This window comes from Pseudomonas sp. NBRC 100443, assembly GCF_030268185.1.
In the GTDB taxonomy this organism is placed as follows: Bacteria; Pseudomonadota; Gammaproteobacteria; order Pseudomonadales; family Pseudomonadaceae; genus Pseudomonas; species Pseudomonas citronellolis.
The window spans coordinates 55,651-72,407 of the sequence record NZ_BSQE01000001.1 but is presented as its reverse complement, the minus strand read 5'-3'; the positions used below and the strand labels follow the sequence as shown (position 1 = coordinate 72,407).

Sequence of the window (16,757 nt, the reverse complement as noted above, 5' to 3'; positions counted from 1 at the left end):
CGATGAGCGCACCATAGGAAGTTGCGCGGCGCCAGTGAACGGCCCGGCTGACGGCTGCGCCGGGCATTTGGGCCAAGCCGCCGTGCTTGACAGCTGGCGCAGCGGGCACACACTGGAACGGTGGGGCGGCAGCTTTCGCCGCCCCCGGTTCCCTGACCGGCTTCCTCGGGAGGTTGTCATGAACGGCACAAGAAGAAAGCACCTGCGGCACTACCGCCACTATCTGCTAGCCGCGCTGCTGGGCCTGTTCCTGCTGGGCCTGCACGAGAGCGTCAACCAGGACCTGCAGCCCTCCTGCCTGGGCGACGACGGCCAGCTGATCTGTTCCTACCCCTCGCGTACCGATTTGCAGGTACTGCTTTATTTCCGCTGAGCTGGCCTGCGTGGGCTGACCTGGGTCAGGGAAGCGTCTCGGCCTTTTCAGGCAGAGTGCTCGGCCGCGCCTGCTGGCGCTGCCTGGCGCAATGCGCCAGGTTGGCTATCTTTTAAACAGAGGCGCCTGGCCAGGTACTGGGCGCCCTTTGCCTGATCAGGAGACGCACGATGGATATGAACCGTCGGCAATTCTTCAAGGTCGCCGCCGTCGGCCTTGGAGGATCAAGCCTTGCGGCCCTCGGCATGACGCCCCCGGAGGCCTTTGCCGAACAGATCCGCCACTTCAAGCTCGAACGCACCACCGAGACGCGCAACACCTGCACCTATTGCTCGGTAGGCTGCGGCATCCTCATGTACAGCCAGGGCGACGCGGCCAAGAACGTCACCCAGAACATCATCCACATCGAGGGCGACGGCGACCATCCGGTCAACCGCGGCACCCTCTGCCCGAAAGGCGCGGGCCTGCTGGACTTCGTCCACAGCCCCAACCGCCTGAAGTACCCGCAGATCCGCGAGCCCGGCTCCAGCGAGTGGAAGCGCATCGAATGGGACGAGGCGCTGGACCGCATCGCCCGGTTGATGAAGGACGACCGCGACGCCAACTTCATCGAGAAGAACGAGCAGGGCCAGACGGTGAACCGCTGGCTGACCACCGGCTTCCTGGCCGCCTCGGCGTCTTCCAACGAAGCGGGCTACATCACCCACAAGGTGGTGCGTTCCCTCGGCATCCTGGGGTTCGATAACCAAGCGCGTGTCTGACACGGCCCGACGGTGGCAAGTCTTGCCCCGACGTTTGGCCGTGGAGCCATGACCAACCACTGGACCGACATCAAGAATGCCGACCTGATCCTCATCATGGGCGGCAACGCGGCCGAGGCGCACCCCTGCGGCTTCAAATGGGTGACCGAAGCCAAGGCGCACAACAAGGCGCGCCTGCTGGTGGTGGACCCGCGCTTCACCCGCTCGGCCTCGGTGGCCGACTACTACGCGCCCATCCGCACGGGGACGGACATCGCCTTCCTCGGCGGCTTGATCAGCTACCTGATCGAGAACGGCAAGTACCAGAAGGAATACGTCGAGCACTACACCGACGCCGCCTTCATCGTGCAGGAAGGCTTCGGCTTCGAGGACGGCCTGTTCAACGGCTACGACGCCGAGAAGCGCAGCTACCCGGACAAGTCCGCGTGGAACTACGAGCGCGGCGAGGACGGCTTCGCCAAGGTCGACCCCACGCTGCAGCACCCGCGCTGCGTGTTCAACCTGCTGCGCCAGCACTACAGCCGCTACACGCCGGACGTGGTCAGCAACATCTGCGGCACGCCCAAGGACATGATGCTCAAGGTCTGGGCCGAGATCGCCGAGACCTCGGCTCCCGGCAAGGCCATGACCATCATGTACGCCCTGGGCTGGACGCAGCACTCGGTGGGCGCGCAGATGATCCGCACCGGCGCCATGGTGCAGCTGCTGCTGGGCAACATCGGCATGCCCGGCGGCGGCATGAACGCCCTGCGCGGGCACTCCAACATCCAGGGCCTGACCGACCTGGGGCTGCTGTCCAACTCGTTGCCCGGCTACCTGACCCTGGCCATGGACGCCGAGCAGGACTACGCCGCCTACATCGCCAAGCGCACCGCCAAGCCGCTGCGCCCGGGGCAACTGTCCTACTGGCAGAACTACAGCAAGTTCCACGTCAGCCTGATGAAGTCCTGGTTCGGCAAGGCCGCCACGGCCGAGAACAACTGGTGCTTCGACTGGCTGCCCAAGCTCGACATGCCCGGCGCCGGCTACGACGTGCTGCGGGTGTTCGACATGATGTACCAGGGCAAGGTCAACGGGTACTTCTGCCAGGGCTTCAACCCCATTGCCTCGTTCCCCAACAAGGGCAAGGTCGGCGCCGCGCTGGCCAAGCTCAAGTGGCTGGTGATCATGGACCCGCTGGCCACCGAGACCTCGGAGTTCTGGCGTAACGCCGGCGACTTCAACAACGTCGACACCAAGTCGATCCAGACCACGGTGATTCGCCTGCCCACCACCTGTTTCGCCGAGGAGGACGGCTCCATCGTCAACTCCGGGCGCTGGCTGCAGTGGCACTGGAAGGGCGGCGAGCCGCCGGGCCAGGCACGGCCGGACATCGCCATCATGGCCGGGCTGTACCACCGCCTGCGCACGCTGTACGCGAAGGAGGGCGGCAAGTTCCCCGACGCCATCCTCGGCCTCGACTGGCCCTACCAGCGTCCGGACGACCCGAGCCCCGAGGAGCTGGCCAAGGAGTACAACGGCAAGGCCCTGGCCGACCTGGTGGACCCGAAGAACGGCATGGTCCTGGCCAAGGCCGGCGAGCAGTTGCCCGGCTTCGCCTTGCTGCGCGACGACGGCAGCACCGCCAGCGGCTGCTGGATCTTCGCCGGTTCCTGGACGCAGCAGGGCAACCAGATGGCCCGCCGCGACAACGCCGACCCCTACGCCATGGGCCAGACCCTCGGCTGGGCCTGGGCCTGGCCGGCCAACCGGCGCATCCTCTACAACCGCGCCTCGGCCGACCTTGCCGGCAAGCCGTGGGACCCGGTGAAGAAACGCCTGGTGTGGTGGAACGGCAAGGCCTGGGGCGGCACCGACGTGCCCGACTACAAGCCCGACGTGCCGCCGGAAGCGGGCATGAACCCGTTCATCATGAACCCCGAGGGGGTGGCGCGCTTCTTCGCCGTGGACAAGATGGCCGAAGGGCCCTTCCCCGAGCACTACGAGCCGTTCGAGACGCCCATCGGCATCAACCCGCTGCACAGGGACAACCCCAAGGCCACCAGCAACCCGGCCGCGCGGGTGTTCAAGAACGACATGGAAGTCTTCGGCAAGGCCGACGAGTTCCCCTACGCGGCCACCACCTACCGCCTCACCGAGCACTTCCACTTCTGGACCAAGCATTGCCGGCTGAACGCTATCACCCAGCCGGAGCAGTTCGTGGAAATCGGCGAGGTACTGGCCAAGGAACTGGGGATCGCTGCCGGCGACCGCGTGAAGGTCTCCTCCAACCGCGGCTACATCAAGGCGGTGGCGGTGGTGACCAAGCGCATCCGCCCGCTGCAGGTCGACGGCAAGACCGTGCACCACGTCGGCATCCCGCTGCACTGGGGCTTCGCCGGGGTGGCGCGCAACGGCTACCTGACCAACACCCTGACGCCCTTCGTCGGCGACGGGAACACGCAGACGCCGGAGTTCAAGTCGTTCCTGGTCAACGTCGAGAAAATCAGCGGAGGTGAGGCATGAGCACGCAAGACATCAGTGCCCGTTCGGCCACCACCACGCCGATGCCCTCGGTGCGCAACCAGCAGGAAGTGGCCAAGCTCATCGACGTGTCCAAGTGCATCGGCTGCAAGGCTTGCCAGGTGGCCTGCTCGGAGTGGAACGAGCTGCGCGACGAGGTGGGCCACAACCATGGGGTGTACGACAACCCGCTGGACCTGACGGCCGACTCCTGGACGGTGATGCGCTTCACCGAGCACGAGAACCCCAACGGCAACCTCGAATGGCTGATCCGCAAGGACGGCTGCATGCACTGCGCCGAGCCGGGCTGCCTGAAGGCCTGTCCGAGCCCGGGGGCGATCGTGAAATACGCCAACGGCATCGTCGACTTCAACCAGGACCACTGCATCGGCTGCGGCTACTGCATCACCGGCTGCCCGTTCAACATCCCGCGCATCTCGCAGAAGGACCACAAGGCCTACAAGTGCACCCTGTGTTCCGACCGCGTGAGCGTGGGCATGGAGCCGGCCTGCGTGAAGACCTGCCCCACCGGCGCCATCGTCTTCGGCACCAAGGACGCCATGAAAGAGCACGCCGCCGAACGCATCGAGGACCTCAAGTCGCGCGGCTTCGAGCACGCCGGCCTGTACGACCCCGAAGGCGTCGGCGGCACCCACGTGATGTACGTGCTGCACCACAACGACCAGCCCTCGCTGTACGCCGGCCTGCCCGACAAGCCGGCCATCAGCCCGCTGGTCAGCCTGTGGAAGGGCATCACCAAGCCGCTGGGCCTGCTGGCCATGGGCGCGGTGGTGCTCGCCGGGTTCTTCCACTACACCCGCATCGGCCCCAACCGCACGGAAGAGGACGAGCAGCCGGGGCCGGACCCGGAGGCGCCGGTACACAAGGTCGACCCTTCGGTGCACCGCTATGACCCGCGCGACCCGCGTTGAGCCCATGCACCGAACAGCCCCCTCTCCCGTCGGGGAGAGGGATGGGGAGAGGGCGCTCGTCGGCCCTCAGAGGAGCCCAGCATGAAAAAAGACATCCAACGCTATACCGCCAACGAGCGCAGCAACCACTGGCTGGTGGCGATCTTCTTCATCTTCGCCGGCCTGTCGGGGCTGGCGCTGTTCCACCCGGCGCTGTTCTGGCTCAGCAGCCTGTTCGGCGGCGGGCCCTGGACGCGCATCCTGCACCCCTTCCTGGGGCTGGCGATGTTCGTGTTCTTCCTCGGCCTGGTGCTGCGCTTCGCCCACCACAACCTGCTCGACCGCAGCGACGTGCAATGGCTGAAGCAGTGGCGCGACGTGGTCGGCAACCGCGAGGAGAACCTCCCCGCGGTGGGCCGCTACAACGCCGGGCAGAAGCTGCTGTTCTGGACCCTGCTGCTGTGCATGCTGGTGCTGCTGGCGACCGGCCTGGTGATCTGGCGCCAGTACTTCAGCGCCTGGTTCGGCATCGAGGTCATCCGCCTGTCCGCGTTGCTGCACGCCTTCGCCGCCTTCGTGCTGATCAGCAGCATCATCGTGCACATCTACGCCGGCATCTGGGTCAAGGGCTCCATGGGCGCGATGCTCTATGGTTGGGTCAGCCGCGCCTGGGCCCGCAAGCACCACGCCGCCTGGCTGAAAAGCGTGGACAAGGGCGAGGGCCACTGAGCGGGCCCACACCCCCCGTAGGATGGCGTTGAGCGCAGCGATACCCATCAATGGGACGAGCACAGTAATCCAACCCATGCACCGAACAATCCCCTCTCCCTTCAGGGAGAGGGCCAGGGAGAGGGAAAGGCGGCTGATCCAGACGATTCGCCCCATCCCTGAAACCACCGACCAAGGAGTCCTGCGTGCCAGGCCAAATCCTCGAACCCGGCCAGATCGAAGCCGCCGCCAACATCCCCCCCTTCCTCAAGCTGCCCTCGCCGCAACTCTTCACCCAGCGCGGCCAGCGCCTGCGGCAGCTTGCCGAAGGCCATCCCCTGGGCGACTACCTGAACCTGCTGGCCGAACTCTGCGACATCCAGCAGCACCTTCTGGACAACCCACCGCCGCTGCCCATGCCCGACGAAGCCGCCCTGCGCCGCAGCGTCGAGCACGGCATGCCGCCGCTGGGCTTCGAAGTGCTGGTGCGCGAAGGCGCCTGGCTGGCCCTGCTCGACCCGCTGCTGCAGGCCTTCGCCACCAGCCCGGCCAGCCCCATCGCCAGCGCCCTGCAACAACTGCGCAAGGCCGACGCCGGCCAGCGCAAGGCCTGGGCCCTGGCCCTGCTCAACGGCCAGTTCGACCTGCTGCCGGCGGCCCTGGTGCCTTTCCTCGGCGCTACCCTGCAGGTCGCCTTCAGCCACTGGCTGCTGCGCCTGCCCGAAGGCCTGCTCAGCGAGCGCGAGGAACAGACCCTGTGCCCGGCCTGCGGCTCGCCGCCGGTGGCCGGCGTCATCCACAACCGCGGCAAATACAACGGCCTGCGCTACCTGGCCTGCTCGCTGTGCTCCTGCCAGTGGCACTACGTGCGCATCAAGTGCAGCCACTGCCGGCAGAGCAAGGGCCTGTTCTACCTGTCCCAGCAGCACGACGACCGCGAGGTCATCCACGCCCCGCTGCGCGCCGAGGTCTGCCCCAACTGCCAGGCCTACCTCAAGCAGTGCTACCTGGAGCACGACGAAGCCGCCGAGCCCCAGGCCGACGACCTCGCCAGCCTGGCCCTGGACATCCGCCTGGCCGAGGAAGGCTACCTGCGCAGCGCGCCCAACCTGCTGCTGTCCCCCGGCGACGCAGACTGACCTAGACTGCATCCAGACCCCCGTAGGATGGGTTGAGGAGCCCGCGACGATACCCATCGCCTCCCCAACCCTCGAAGCACCAGACAGGACCGCGCATGACCTCCGCCCGCCTGCCCTCCATCGACCGCCTGCTGCGCAGCCCGGCCTGCGCTCCCCTGCAACAGCGCTACGGCCGCGAAGCCCTGCTCGGCACCCTGCGCGACCTGCTCGACGAACTGCGCGAGCCGGCCCGCCACGGCCAGCTCGCCGCCGTGGAACTGAGCGAAGCGGTGCTCGCCGGCCGCGCCGGCGAACGCCTGGCCGCGCACCACGCCAGCCGCGTGCGGCGGGTGTTCAACCTCACCGGCACCGTGCTGCACACCAACCTCGGCCGCGCCCTGCTGCCCGAAGAAGCCATCGAAGCCATCACAATGGCCGCGCGCTACCCGCTGAACCTCGAATTCGACCTGGCCAGCGGCAGGCGTGGCGACCGCGACGACCTCATCACCGGGCTGATCCGCGAGCTGACCGGCGCCGAGGCGGTCACCGTGGTCAACAACAACGCCGCCGCCGTGCTGCTGGCGCTCAACAGCCTGGGCGCGCGCAAGGAAGGCATCATCTCCCGCGGCGAACTGATCGAGATCGGCGGCGCCTTCCGCATCCCCGACATCATGGCCCGCGCCGGGGTGAAACTGGTCGAGGTCGGCACCACCAACCGCACCCACGCCAAGGACTACGAAGCCGCCATCGGCCCGCGCTCGGGCCTCTTGATGCGCGTGCACACCAGCAACTACAGCGTGCAGGGCTTCACCGCCAGCGTCGCCACCCGCGACCTCGCCGGCATCGCCCACGCCCACGGCCTGCCGCTGCTGGAAGACCTGGGCAGCGGCACCCTGGTGGACCTGACGCGCTGGGGCCTGCCCAAGGAACCGACGGTGCAGGAAGCCCTGAAGGACGGCGCCGACATCGTCACCTTCAGCGGCGACAAACTCCTCGGCGGCCCCCAGGCCGGGCTCATCCTAGGCAGCAGGGAACTGATCGGGCGGATCAAGAAGAACCCGCTCAAGCGCGCCCTGCGCGTGGACAAGCTGACCCTCGCCGCGCTGGAGGCCGTGCTCGGCCTGTACCGCGACCCCGACCGCCTGGCCGAACGCCTCACCACCCTGCGCCTGCTCAGCCGCCCGCAGGCCGACATCCAGGCCCAGGCCGCGCGCCTGGCGCCGCTGCTCGCCGCGCAACTGGGCGCCGGCTGGGCGGTGAGCGCGGAAGCCGCCCTGGGCATGATCGGCAGCGGCGCCCAGCCGGTGGCACGCCTGCCCAGCGCCGCCCTGGCCTTGCGCCCGCAAGCTTCCAAGCGCCTGCGCGGCCGCGCCCTGCGCGAGCTGGAAGAACGCCTGCGCGGCCTGCCGATCCCGGTGCTCGGGCGCATCGACGACGACACCCTGTGGCTCGACCTGCGCCAGCTCGACGACGAGGCCGCCTTCCTCGCGCAACTGCCGCTGCTGGCGGAGGGCGAGGCTTGATCGTCGGCACCGCCGGGCACATCGACCACGGCAAGACCGCCCTGCTGCGCGCGCTCACCGGCGTGGAAGGCGACCGCCGCCCGGCCGAGCGCGAACGCGGCATCACCATCGACCTGGGCTACGTCTACGCCGACCTTGGCGACGGCGCGCTGACCGGCTTCATCGACGTGCCCGGCCACGAACGCTTCGTCCACAACATGCTGGCCGGCGCCAGCGGCATCGACCTGGTGCTGCTGGTGGTGGCCGCCGACGACGGCGTGATGCCGCAGACCCGTGAGCACCTGGCCATCGTCGAACTGCTCGGCATCCCCCGCGCCCTGGTGGCCCTGAGCAAGGCCGACCGCGTCAGCCCGCAGCGCCTGGCCGAGGCCCGCGGCGAAGTGGAAAGCCTGCTGGCTGCGGGGCCGCTGGCCGGCGCGCCGATCTACCCGGTTTCCAGCGTCACGGGGGAGGGTGTAGATGCTTTGCGCCATGCCCTGGCCAAGGCCGCCTGCGAGGTCCATGAGCGCTCCAGCCAGGGCGGCTTCCGCCTGGCCGTGGACCGCGCCTTCAGCGTCAGCGGCGCCGGCCTGGTGGTCACCGGCACGGCCTTCTCCGGCAGCGTGAAAGTGGGCGACGAACTCCAGCTGGGCAACGCCGGCCGCCCGGTGCGCGTGCGCGGCCTGCACGCCCAGAACCGTGCCGCCGAACAGGCTCACGCCGGCCAGCGGGTGGCGGTCAACATCGCCGGCGAACGCCTGGGCCCGGACCAGGTGAAACGCGGCGACTGGCTGCTGGCGCCGGAACTGCACGCGCCCACCACCCGCATCGACATCGACCTGCAGCTGCTCCCCGGCGAACCCCGCGCCCTGGCCCACTGGACGCCGCTGCATGTGCACCTGGGCGCCCAGGACGTGACCGGCCGCGTCGCCCTGCTGGAAGACGAACGCCTGGCGCCGGGCGAACGGGCCTTCGCGCAGCTTGTGCTGAACGCTCCCGTGCAAACCGTGCACGGCGACCGCCTGGTGCTGCGCGACCAATCCGCCCAACGCACCCTCGGCGGCGGCCGCGTGCTCGACCCCTTCGCCCCGGCCCGCAACCGCCGAAGCCCCGAGCGTCTGGCACAACTCCAGGCCCTGCGCGGCGAAGGCCTGGAACAGGCCCTGCCGGTGCTGCTGCAACACGCCGACAACGGCCTGGACCCCAAACTGCTGGCCCGCCAATTCAACCGCCCCCGGGCAAGCTGGCGACTGCCCGCCGAACTGGTGGAAATCCCCACCCGCGGCGGCCCGCGCCTGTTCACCGCCGAACACTGGCAGGCCCTGGGCGAACAGCTGCTGCAAGCCCTGGCCCGCTTCCACGTCGAACAACCCGACGAACTCGGCCCCGACCGCGACCGCCTGCGCCGCTACGCTTTCCCGCAACTGGAGCGCCCGATCTTCATCGCCCTGCTGGAACAGGCCCTGGCCGGCAAGACCGTGGAAAGCAGCGGCCCCTGGCTGCATCTGCCGGACCACCGCGTGCAACTGGGCGCCGAAGACGAAGCCTTGCGCGAACGCATCCGCCTCCTGCTGCAAGCCGGCGCCTACGACCCCCCCTGGACCCGCGACCTGGCCCGCGAACTGCAAGTCGACGAAGCCGCCATGCGCCTGCTGCTACGCAAACTCGCCCGCCTCGGCCAACTGCACCAGGTGGTGAAAGACCTGTTCTACACCGACGAAACCCTCCGCCAACTGGCCCGACAAGCCCTGCAACTCCACACCGAGCAAGGCCTGATCCGCGCCGCCGCCTTCCGCGACCGCATCGGCATAGGCCGCAAGCGCAGCATCCAGCTACTGGAATACTTCGACCGCATCGGCTTTACCCGGCGGTTCGGCAATGAGCGGAGGGTTCGGGAGGATTCGGCGCTGGCGCTGCAGGCCGCGGAAAATTCGGAGGTATGACAACCGCAGGCTGTGGCCAGCGTCGATACAAAGATGGCAACATCCAAGCGCCACTTTCTGGCGCAAAGGCGCAAGCCAACACGGAAGGCAATCACGCCCGGTGGCGTGGCCGGGCTTCAAACCCGGTGGGGGACGGCAGCCGTTCCTGGGTGAGTTCGACTCTCACTGCCTTCCGCCACTTCCCTCCACTTCTGTCTTTGCTGCGATAACTTTCAGGTTTCGCTGGCTGTCGCCTTGTCGTCGATTACCTGCAGGCTGTGGATATCGCTCCATAACAGCTCTTCCGGAAAACGTCGTGGGTCTTTTGGATCGCGGACCAGGAAGTAGGGGCGTTCATCCTCCAGCGTCAGTGCTACCCCTACGATGCGCACGCGGTAGCTTTCCCGGTAGGGTGCCTCGTGCAGGGGAACGTCCACATCGATGGTCTTGCCCAACATAGCCATGGCAGTAGAAGCGTCGAATTTGATCATCGCGAATTTCATCCGTGAGATGCCTAGTGCGACCAGGCTGTGAGTACTTCCACATGCTCAGCCTTTACTGCACTATGCAAGGTGGTTTTTTGATTTAACTCGAGTCAATTTAGCTCTAGTCGAAATTGATCTTATTTGGCTTGAGTCATTTTGGCTATAGCTTATATAGATGAATTTCTTATGATCAAAGAGCGCGTCATAACCATTCTCTCGTGGACAGACATACGCCTCCCCAAGCTTGAGGAAATGACAGGCATTAGCCGGTACACCTGGAGCAACCTGAAGAACCCTTCGAAAAACCGGGAGATCAAGGAAGAGGAAATCCTGGCCATCGCCAAGGTATTTCCTCAGTTTCGCTGGTGGATTTTGACGGGGGAGGTAATGCCAGAGATTGGCCAGACGAGCCCTGGCTATGAAGAGGAGGGGGCTGATCGAAGCTCCTCTCCTGGGGCGCGCGCGGACTTATCCGATTCGTAAGGAGGCCGGCTGGGAACGAACGTCTGGCTGCCGCACCCGTAGGATGGCGTTGAGCGCAGCGATACCCATCATTGGCGGCATGGGTTCACGCCCCGGCCTGGCGTTGGTTGCCCGGCCCAATCACGCTACATCCTGCACCACTGTTCCTCGCAGGGAATCCCATCCCCGTCCCCATCCATCTTCATCCCCGGACAACTGCGTAGAAACGCCTTGGCCTCGGCGCAGGAGGTCATTTGCGAGCAGTACTTGCGGCCATCGCAGCGAACATCGAGAGCAGGGCTGGCGGGTGTGGTGTTTGCCGCCGGCGGCATCAGGTCGGTGGTCGGTTCGTCGGTATCTTCCGCGACGCTCATCGGAACTGGCTTTGAGCGGGAGAAATGGTTCTGCCAGGACGGGTTGTCCATGTACTGCCAGGCGAGCAGGGCGAGGGCGATCAGCAGAATCCATTTCTTCATGAGGTTCACCGAGTCCTGGGGGATGGGCGGATTCTAGTGGCGAACCCACAGGCATTGCACTGCGTAGGATGGTGTTGAGCGCCAGCGATACCCATCACCGTGACCGCATGGGTATCGCTGGCGCTCAACCCATCCTACGTCCTGGCTCCCTGTACCGATCCACCTGAGTCGCGGCCCTCTTGCAGGGCCTTGCCCAGTATCCGGGCCACCAGCTCGTCCTTGCCTTGCGTGTAGGCCTCGCGGTCGGTGGGGAAGCGTTCTGCCAGTCGTTCCTTGAGGCGTTGGTATTCCGCCGCGTCCTGCGGATGGTTGCGCAGCCAGTTGCGGAAGATCAGGTGGCGGTCGGCGTCGGCCAGGTTCATGACGTGGACGTGGTGGGTTCTGCCCTGGCCCCGGGGTGGCATGCCCTTGACGAAGAACATCCGCTGCGGCGCAGGGTTGTCGCGCCAGTATTGGTAGCCGAGGGCTTCCAGCGGGGCGACCAGGCTTTGCCAGTCGGCGTCGGGCGGCGGGAGCAGGAGGATGTCGATGATCGGCTTGGCCTTCAGGCCGGGCACCGCCGTACTGCCGAAGTGTTCGATCTTCAGGCCGGGTAGGGCCAGGGCGCTGGCGATGGCGCCGGCTTCCTCGGCGAAGCGCCGGGGCCAGTTCGGGTTGGCTTCGGCCAGTTCGATGCGGTCGGCTTCGGCGTTGCTCCAGCGTTGGCCGTCGAAGGTGGGGGGCTGGGTCATGGGATGTCCTGGCTAGGGGCTGTCGTTCGACGTTGGGGCTGGTGCGTAGGTTCAAGCGATCATGCTTAGAGGGGCGCTCACCAGGAGCCATAGGGGATCCCATGCTTCTCCAGATAGGCTTTGGCGGCGGGTTTCAATGGCAAGGCATACTGTCCCCCGCTGTGCCCTTGATCCGGCCCCAATGGCTCCACCTCTGCCTGGACGCGGGCAATTGGCACGGCCGGGAAGCAACTGCCGCTGACCCAGACCTTGACGATGCCCCCTGGGGCCAGCATCACCGCCAAGGCGTCGCGATATTCGTCGGTCCAACCGGTGATGGGGCAGTTGACGCGTTCACGCTTGCGCATCAGTTCACGGGCGGACTCGGGAATCTCCACTGTGGCACGGTAGGTTTGTGGTTCCGCCAGGGATTGCCAGCGCACGAATAATCGTTGTGGCAGTTCGGTGAATTGGCTGATTCCTTTTCCCAAAATGTATGGCCCCAGCGCCCGTGTCGGATCACCCGTGCCGTCCTCAGGCTGCCAGATGGAGACGACACCTTGCATTACTTCGGCATGAAGTCCTCCCCGTATATCGGTGACGTCTGCTGTTTCCAGCCAGACATCCATGTAGTCGGGTGCCACGAAGCCCAGGTACCAGGAGGGGAATGGTATCGGCGGCTCCGTCGCTCCGGCCTGGCCTATGTAGATGACTGCAATGAGCAGCCAGTGCCGCGCTTTCATCAGGCGCAATCCTTCATCAACTGTTTCGCGGTGGGCTGTAGGTTCGCAGGGAGAGTCGATAGCAGTCGTCGCTTACCAGGAGCCATAGGGAATCTCATGTTTCTCGAGATAGGCCTTGGCGGCAGGCTCCAACGGACGATAGCGGCCGCCTGACTTTCCTCCGTATGGCCCCAGCGGTTCCACTTCGGCTTGAACACGCGCAACCGGTATAGCCGGGAAGCAACTGCCGCTGACCCAGACCTTGACGATGCCCCCCGGGGCCAGCATCACCGCCAAGGCGTCGCGATGCTCGTCGGTCCAACCGGTGACGGGGCAGTTGACTCGTTCACGCTTGCGCATCAGCTCACGGGCGGACTCGGGAATCTCCACTGTGGTTCGGTAGGTTTGTGGCTCAGCCAGGGATTGCCAGCGCACGAACAGGCGTTGTGGCAGTTCAAGGGGCAAGCTGACGCCTGCTCCCAGAATGTAAGGACCCAGTTCCCGTGTGGGATCACCTTTCCCATCCGCAGGCTGCCAGATCGATACGGTTCCCTGCATGGCTTCTGTGAATGTCACGCCGCGTACATCGGTGACATCCGCCGTTTCCAGCCAGACATCCATGTAATCGGGTGCAACGAACCCCAGGTACCAGGAAGGAAATGGCATAGGCGGCTCAACCGCCCCGGCGTGGCCCATATAGAAGGCTGCAATGAACAGCCAATACCACGCTTTCATCATGCAGAACCCTTGCGATCAGGATGGCGGGTCATTTCTACCAGGAGGCGCAGTAAATCGAAGTAGTCGCCATCGGCAGGGACCGTCGGGGGTGATTGTGCCCCTGCGAGCAGGAGCTGGCGCAGGTGCTGGCGGTCGCGTCGGCATCTGGCTTCCCGAGCGTTACTGCTTTCAGCCGGAGAGCTACATTTACCGGCTATCGTGCTCCGCATCTTTCCAGTTCTTCCTGCGTCGACAACTGCGTGTCGATGCCTAGTCGGAAGCGACAGTAATCCATCACCAGTTGCCGCTCCCGTTCACTCAGTTGCTTCAGGGGCTTTGGGTCCTGGCTATTTGCGAAGATATTCTCGAAGCGAATCTGGAGGCTCGGGTGATGTTTGATGAAGGGGTTGTACTTGATGCGGGCGTCATCCAGGGACTCGTAGTAGCCCATGAACAACCCACAGAGTGCGAACAGGATGACGAAGGCGCCAATGGTCTTTTTCATGGCGAGGGCGGCGGAAGCAGATGAGTTTGGCTGCGGAGATTCCTGACCAATTCCATGCCAATGTTTCCTGGACAGATCCTGCCGTCGAAGACCTAGTTGGGAGACTCGCGATGTCAGCCCAATTGTCGTGTGAGGAATACGTTTCTCAGCGCTTCGATCAGTTCCAATACCGCGTCGATCTGCATCGCCGGGATGGCGTCGACATATACCGGTTACCGATCTCGGTTGTGGTTCACCAGGAGCCATAGGGAATCCCGTGTTTCTCGAGATAGGCTTTGGCGGCGGGTTTCAATGGCAAAGCATACTGCCCCCCGCTGTGCCCTTGGTCCGGCCCCAACGGCTCCACCTCTGCCTGGACGCGGGCAATTGGCACGGCCGGGAAGCAACTGCCGCTGACCCAGACCTTGACGATGCCCCCCGGGGCCAGCATCACCGCCAAGGTGTCGCGATATTCGTCGGTCCAACCGGTGATGGGGCAGTTGACTCGTTCACGCTTGCGCATCAGCTCACGGGCGGACTCGGGAATCTCCACTGTGGTTCGGTAGGTTTGTGGCTCAGCCAGGGATTGCCAGCGCACGAACAGGCGTTGTGGCAGTTCAAGGGGCAAGCTGACGCCTGCTCCCAGAATGTAAGGACCCAGTTCCCGTGTGGGATCACCTTTCCCATCCGCAGGCTGCCAGATCGATACGGTTCCCTGCATGGCTCCTGTGAATGTCACGCCGCGTACATCGGTGACATCCGCCGTTTCCAGCCAGACATCCATGTAGTCCGGTGCCACGAAACCCAGATACCAGGAGGGAAATGGCATCGGCGGTTCCGCTGCCCCTGCTTGGCACAGGTAGAGCATTGTAATGAGCAGCCAATGCCTTGCTTTCATCATGCTGAACCCTTGCGATTCGGATGGCGGGCCCGTTCGCCGGGCGCAGCGGGGCGGTCGACGAACTGCACCTTGAGACCACCGCTCATGCCGGGGTAGACATTCCAGTTATCGGACTGGTGGATGTAGTGGGCCCAGAGCAATTCCTGCTCAGTCGGTTCCAAGGCTATCGCGCGGCCCTGTTCGGCGGTCTGTAACAGCTTTTGATAAATCGGGTAGAGCACGGAAGGAAGCTGGAACTCCTGAGTCATGGGTATTGGGTCGAATGGACTACCCGCCCGCACTGCCAGCGCATGCATGATCCGCAAAGGGATACGCCCATACTCACCCCGTACCTGACGCTCCAGGCGCACTTGGGCATAGACGTTCTTGCGCCGCAAAGGGCTTTCCGTGGAGCGAATCGAATAGCAATCGACATAGAGTCGGCCATTGGGCTGGCGAGGATCGATCAGCCCATACTGGAGCCAGTGTTCCAACGCGACGGCAGCTTGGCGATAGGCATCGGTTTCCTCATCGGGCCGCTCCTTGTCCACTTCGCTCACATAGGGTGGAGTCAGCAGTAATCGTTCTTCCATCAGCGCTGGGTAGTTGCCGCCCAGGTCGCCGTGGGCGCCCGGCAGGTAGGCATCGCGGAACCCCGGCTCGACGCTGTTGAGGGAGAAGTTGTGGCGCCGCTCGTCAGCGGCCACCAGATGGATCACTCGCTCGGCGCAGCCTGGGGCCAGGTACAGATCCAGGCCGCCATTGCGTGCGTCGTGCACGTCCCAGCCATCGGCCAGGGAGCCGATGGCTGCCACGGTGTCGAACAAGCCGAGCACACCGACTTGCACCCCATCCCCGATTTGCCAGCGAAAGCCCGGGGCCAGCGGCGCCTTCCCGGCATGCAAGGCCTGGGCTAGCAAGGATTTGGTGTCACGTGCCAGGTCATTGAGGAAATGCCGTGCAGCGGCGGCGCCACGGCTGAAACCAAACAAGTCCACTTTCACACACGCGATCTGCAATGCCGGGTTGTTACCGGCGAGCTGGCGTATGCGTTTCAGCGTCTCCCGCGCAGCAAAGCTGGTTTGCGCTTCCACCCCACGCTCGCCCGTTCCCAGCGCCATATCGGGAAAGGTTGCGTCCGGCTCGTTGGTCCGGGTACCCACTCCTGGTGCATAAATCCGTAGAGCAACCTCTCCAGCCGCGCGGTCCAGCGGTTGTTGGAGTTCGTCCCGGTATAGGTTGAACAACCGCCAGATATTCGTCGGTTGCCGTCCATAACTGCTGCGCGGGTCACGCTGGAAGTCGCGGCAGCGCATCAACATGGCCTGCTGATCCTCAGCGCTGTAGCCCAGCTCACCAGCCTGGCATTGCGCCCCGAGCTGGACGTTCTGCGCATTGTCTGCGGTGCCGTCGAAGAACAGGCCAAGGCGCAAGGTAATACCGGTGTCCTCCAGCTCTTCCTCTTCTTCCTCTTCTTCCTCCTCTTCCGCGAGGCCGTTCGTAGCTGGCCTAGGGGCGGTTTTCAATGGCGCAGCGGCGGGCGGCATTGCGCTGCCGGCGGGCGACGGGGCAGGCGCATTGACGCTCCTCGATTGGGCAGAGGCAGGCATGGAGTTGGATGCGACAGTGGTGTACTGGGTGGCTGAGCCATACACCACGTGGTCCGGACATCCACAGAGGACTCTATCGCCCGTAGCAACATAGGGTTGCTGTTCCGACCAGTCGGATGCCGTCCCGTAGATGGGAAACATTCCTTTGCATTTACGGCATAGGGCGAGGTCGCCCGTTTGAGCAATGGCTTTGTCGCCCTCGAACCAGGTTGTAGTGGCCGATATGACTTCGCCGTATGTGGTTTTATCTCCAAGGCAGACTAGCGCTCTCAATCAGAATCCCTCGCATTGAATCATCCACTCCCGACCGGAACATCGGTCGATTGCGAGGGTAGCCGCAGCTCCGCGGTTACCGATGTAGGATGCGTCCGAATTGCATTGATGCACGTCGACCTACGTTGCAGTGGCACCGGC

16 protein-coding genes, 1 tRNA gene and 1 pseudogene are annotated in these 16,757 nt (G+C 65.0%); 9 read left to right on the top strand and 9 right to left on the bottom strand.

The window, feature by feature from the left end; genetic code table 11:
• Positions 1-178 precede the first annotated feature (178 nt).
• From QSJ95_RS00355 to QSJ95_RS00320, 8 genes are all read left to right on the top strand, one after another.
• Complete coding sequence (locus tag QSJ95_RS00355; protein WP_009613266.1) at positions 179-373, top strand: hypothetical protein; 195 nt, start codon at positions 179-181, stop codon at positions 371-373.
• Between the two features lie 170 nt (positions 374-543).
• Positions 544-3,639: a formate dehydrogenase-N subunit alpha gene (gene fdnG / locus QSJ95_RS00350; protein WP_150131470.1), complete on the top strand. Its 3,096-nt coding sequence runs from the start codon at positions 544-546 to the stop codon at positions 3,637-3,639.
• Positions 3,636-4,568 (top strand): formate dehydrogenase subunit beta, encoded by a 933-nt coding sequence (gene fdxH, locus QSJ95_RS00345; RefSeq protein ID WP_043318779.1) that lies wholly within the window; start codon positions 3,636-3,638, stop codon positions 4,566-4,568. Before fdnG ends, fdxH begins: the two co-directional genes overlap by 4 nt.
• Before the next feature lie 81 nt (positions 4,569-4,649).
• Positions 4,650-5,276, top strand: a complete 627-nt coding sequence (locus QSJ95_RS00340) for a formate dehydrogenase subunit gamma (protein WP_069863216.1) — start codon at positions 4,650-4,652, stop codon at positions 5,274-5,276.
• A 185-nt stretch (positions 5,277-5,461) separates the two neighbouring features.
• On the top strand, positions 5,462-6,394 hold the full coding sequence (fdhE, locus tag QSJ95_RS00335) for a formate dehydrogenase accessory protein FdhE (protein ID WP_285639030.1): 933 nt from the start codon (positions 5,462-5,464) through the stop codon (positions 6,392-6,394).
• Between the two features lie 95 nt (positions 6,395-6,489).
• Positions 6,490-7,896, top strand: coding sequence for an L-seryl-tRNA(Sec) selenium transferase (gene selA / locus QSJ95_RS00330; protein ID WP_285639028.1), 1,407 nt, complete (start codon positions 6,490-6,492; stop codon positions 7,894-7,896).
• Positions 7,893-9,818 carry a selenocysteine-specific translation elongation factor gene (gene selB, locus QSJ95_RS00325; protein WP_285639026.1) on the top strand — a complete coding sequence of 642 codons (1,926 nt, stop codon included), beginning with the start codon at positions 7,893-7,895 and terminating at the stop codon, positions 9,816-9,818. Before selA ends, selB begins: the two co-directional genes overlap by 4 nt.
• An 82-nt stretch (positions 9,819-9,900) precedes the next feature.
• Positions 9,901-9,996: transfer RNA gene (locus tag QSJ95_RS00320), tRNA-Sec, on the top strand.
• Between the two features lie 34 nt (positions 9,997-10,030).
• Here QSJ95_RS00320 and QSJ95_RS00315 read toward each other — a convergent pair.
• A complete protein-coding gene (locus tag QSJ95_RS00315; protein WP_024128108.1) occupies positions 10,031-10,288 on the bottom strand; it encodes a hypothetical protein in 258 nt (85 codons plus the stop codon).
• Between the two features lie 180 nt (positions 10,289-10,468).
• Here QSJ95_RS00315 and QSJ95_RS00310 point away from each other — a divergent pair, with 180 nt between their 5' ends.
• Positions 10,469-10,765, top strand: a complete 297-nt coding sequence (locus QSJ95_RS00310) for an XRE family transcriptional regulator (protein ID WP_285639023.1) — start codon at positions 10,469-10,471, stop codon at positions 10,763-10,765.
• Positions 10,766-10,890: 125 nt separating this feature from the next.
• Here QSJ95_RS00310 and QSJ95_RS00305 read toward each other — a convergent pair whose 3' ends face one another.
• The 8 genes and pseudogenes from QSJ95_RS00305 to QSJ95_RS32840 form a co-directional block, all read right to left on the bottom strand.
• A complete protein-coding gene (locus tag QSJ95_RS00305) occupies positions 10,891-11,220 on the bottom strand; it encodes an excalibur calcium-binding domain-containing protein (protein ID WP_285639022.1) in 330 nt (109 codons plus the stop codon).
• Between the two features lie 134 nt (positions 11,221-11,354).
• Positions 11,355-11,951, bottom strand: a complete 597-nt coding sequence (locus tag QSJ95_RS00300) for a GrpB family protein (protein ID WP_285639020.1) — start codon at positions 11,949-11,951, stop codon at positions 11,355-11,357.
• 77 nt (positions 11,952-12,028) lie between these two features.
• Positions 12,029-12,673, bottom strand: coding sequence for a DUF2931 family protein (locus QSJ95_RS00295; RefSeq protein WP_285639018.1), 645 nt, complete (start codon positions 12,671-12,673; stop codon positions 12,029-12,031).
• Positions 12,674-12,745: 72 nt separating this feature from the next.
• Positions 12,746-13,390, bottom strand: coding sequence for a DUF2931 family protein (locus QSJ95_RS00290; RefSeq protein WP_285639016.1), 645 nt, complete (start codon positions 13,388-13,390; stop codon positions 12,746-12,748).
• Between the two features lie 193 nt (positions 13,391-13,583).
• Positions 13,584-13,874, bottom strand: coding sequence for a hypothetical protein (locus QSJ95_RS00285; protein WP_285639014.1), 291 nt, complete (start codon positions 13,872-13,874; stop codon positions 13,584-13,586).
• A 232-nt stretch (positions 13,875-14,106) separates the two neighbouring features.
• Positions 14,107-14,754, bottom strand: a complete 648-nt coding sequence (locus QSJ95_RS00280; protein WP_285639012.1) for a DUF2931 family protein — start codon at positions 14,752-14,754, stop codon at positions 14,107-14,109.
• Positions 14,751-16,343: a phospholipase effector Tle1 domain-containing protein gene (locus tag QSJ95_RS00275; RefSeq protein WP_285639010.1), complete on the bottom strand. Its 1,593-nt coding sequence runs from the start codon at positions 16,341-16,343 to the stop codon at positions 14,751-14,753. Before QSJ95_RS00275 ends, QSJ95_RS00280 begins: the two co-directional genes overlap by 4 nt.
• A 66-nt stretch (positions 16,344-16,409) precedes the next feature.
• Positions 16,410-16,616: pseudogene (locus QSJ95_RS32840) on the bottom strand (PAAR domain-containing protein); the annotation flags it as partial.
• Positions 16,617-16,757: the final 141 nt, after the last annotated feature.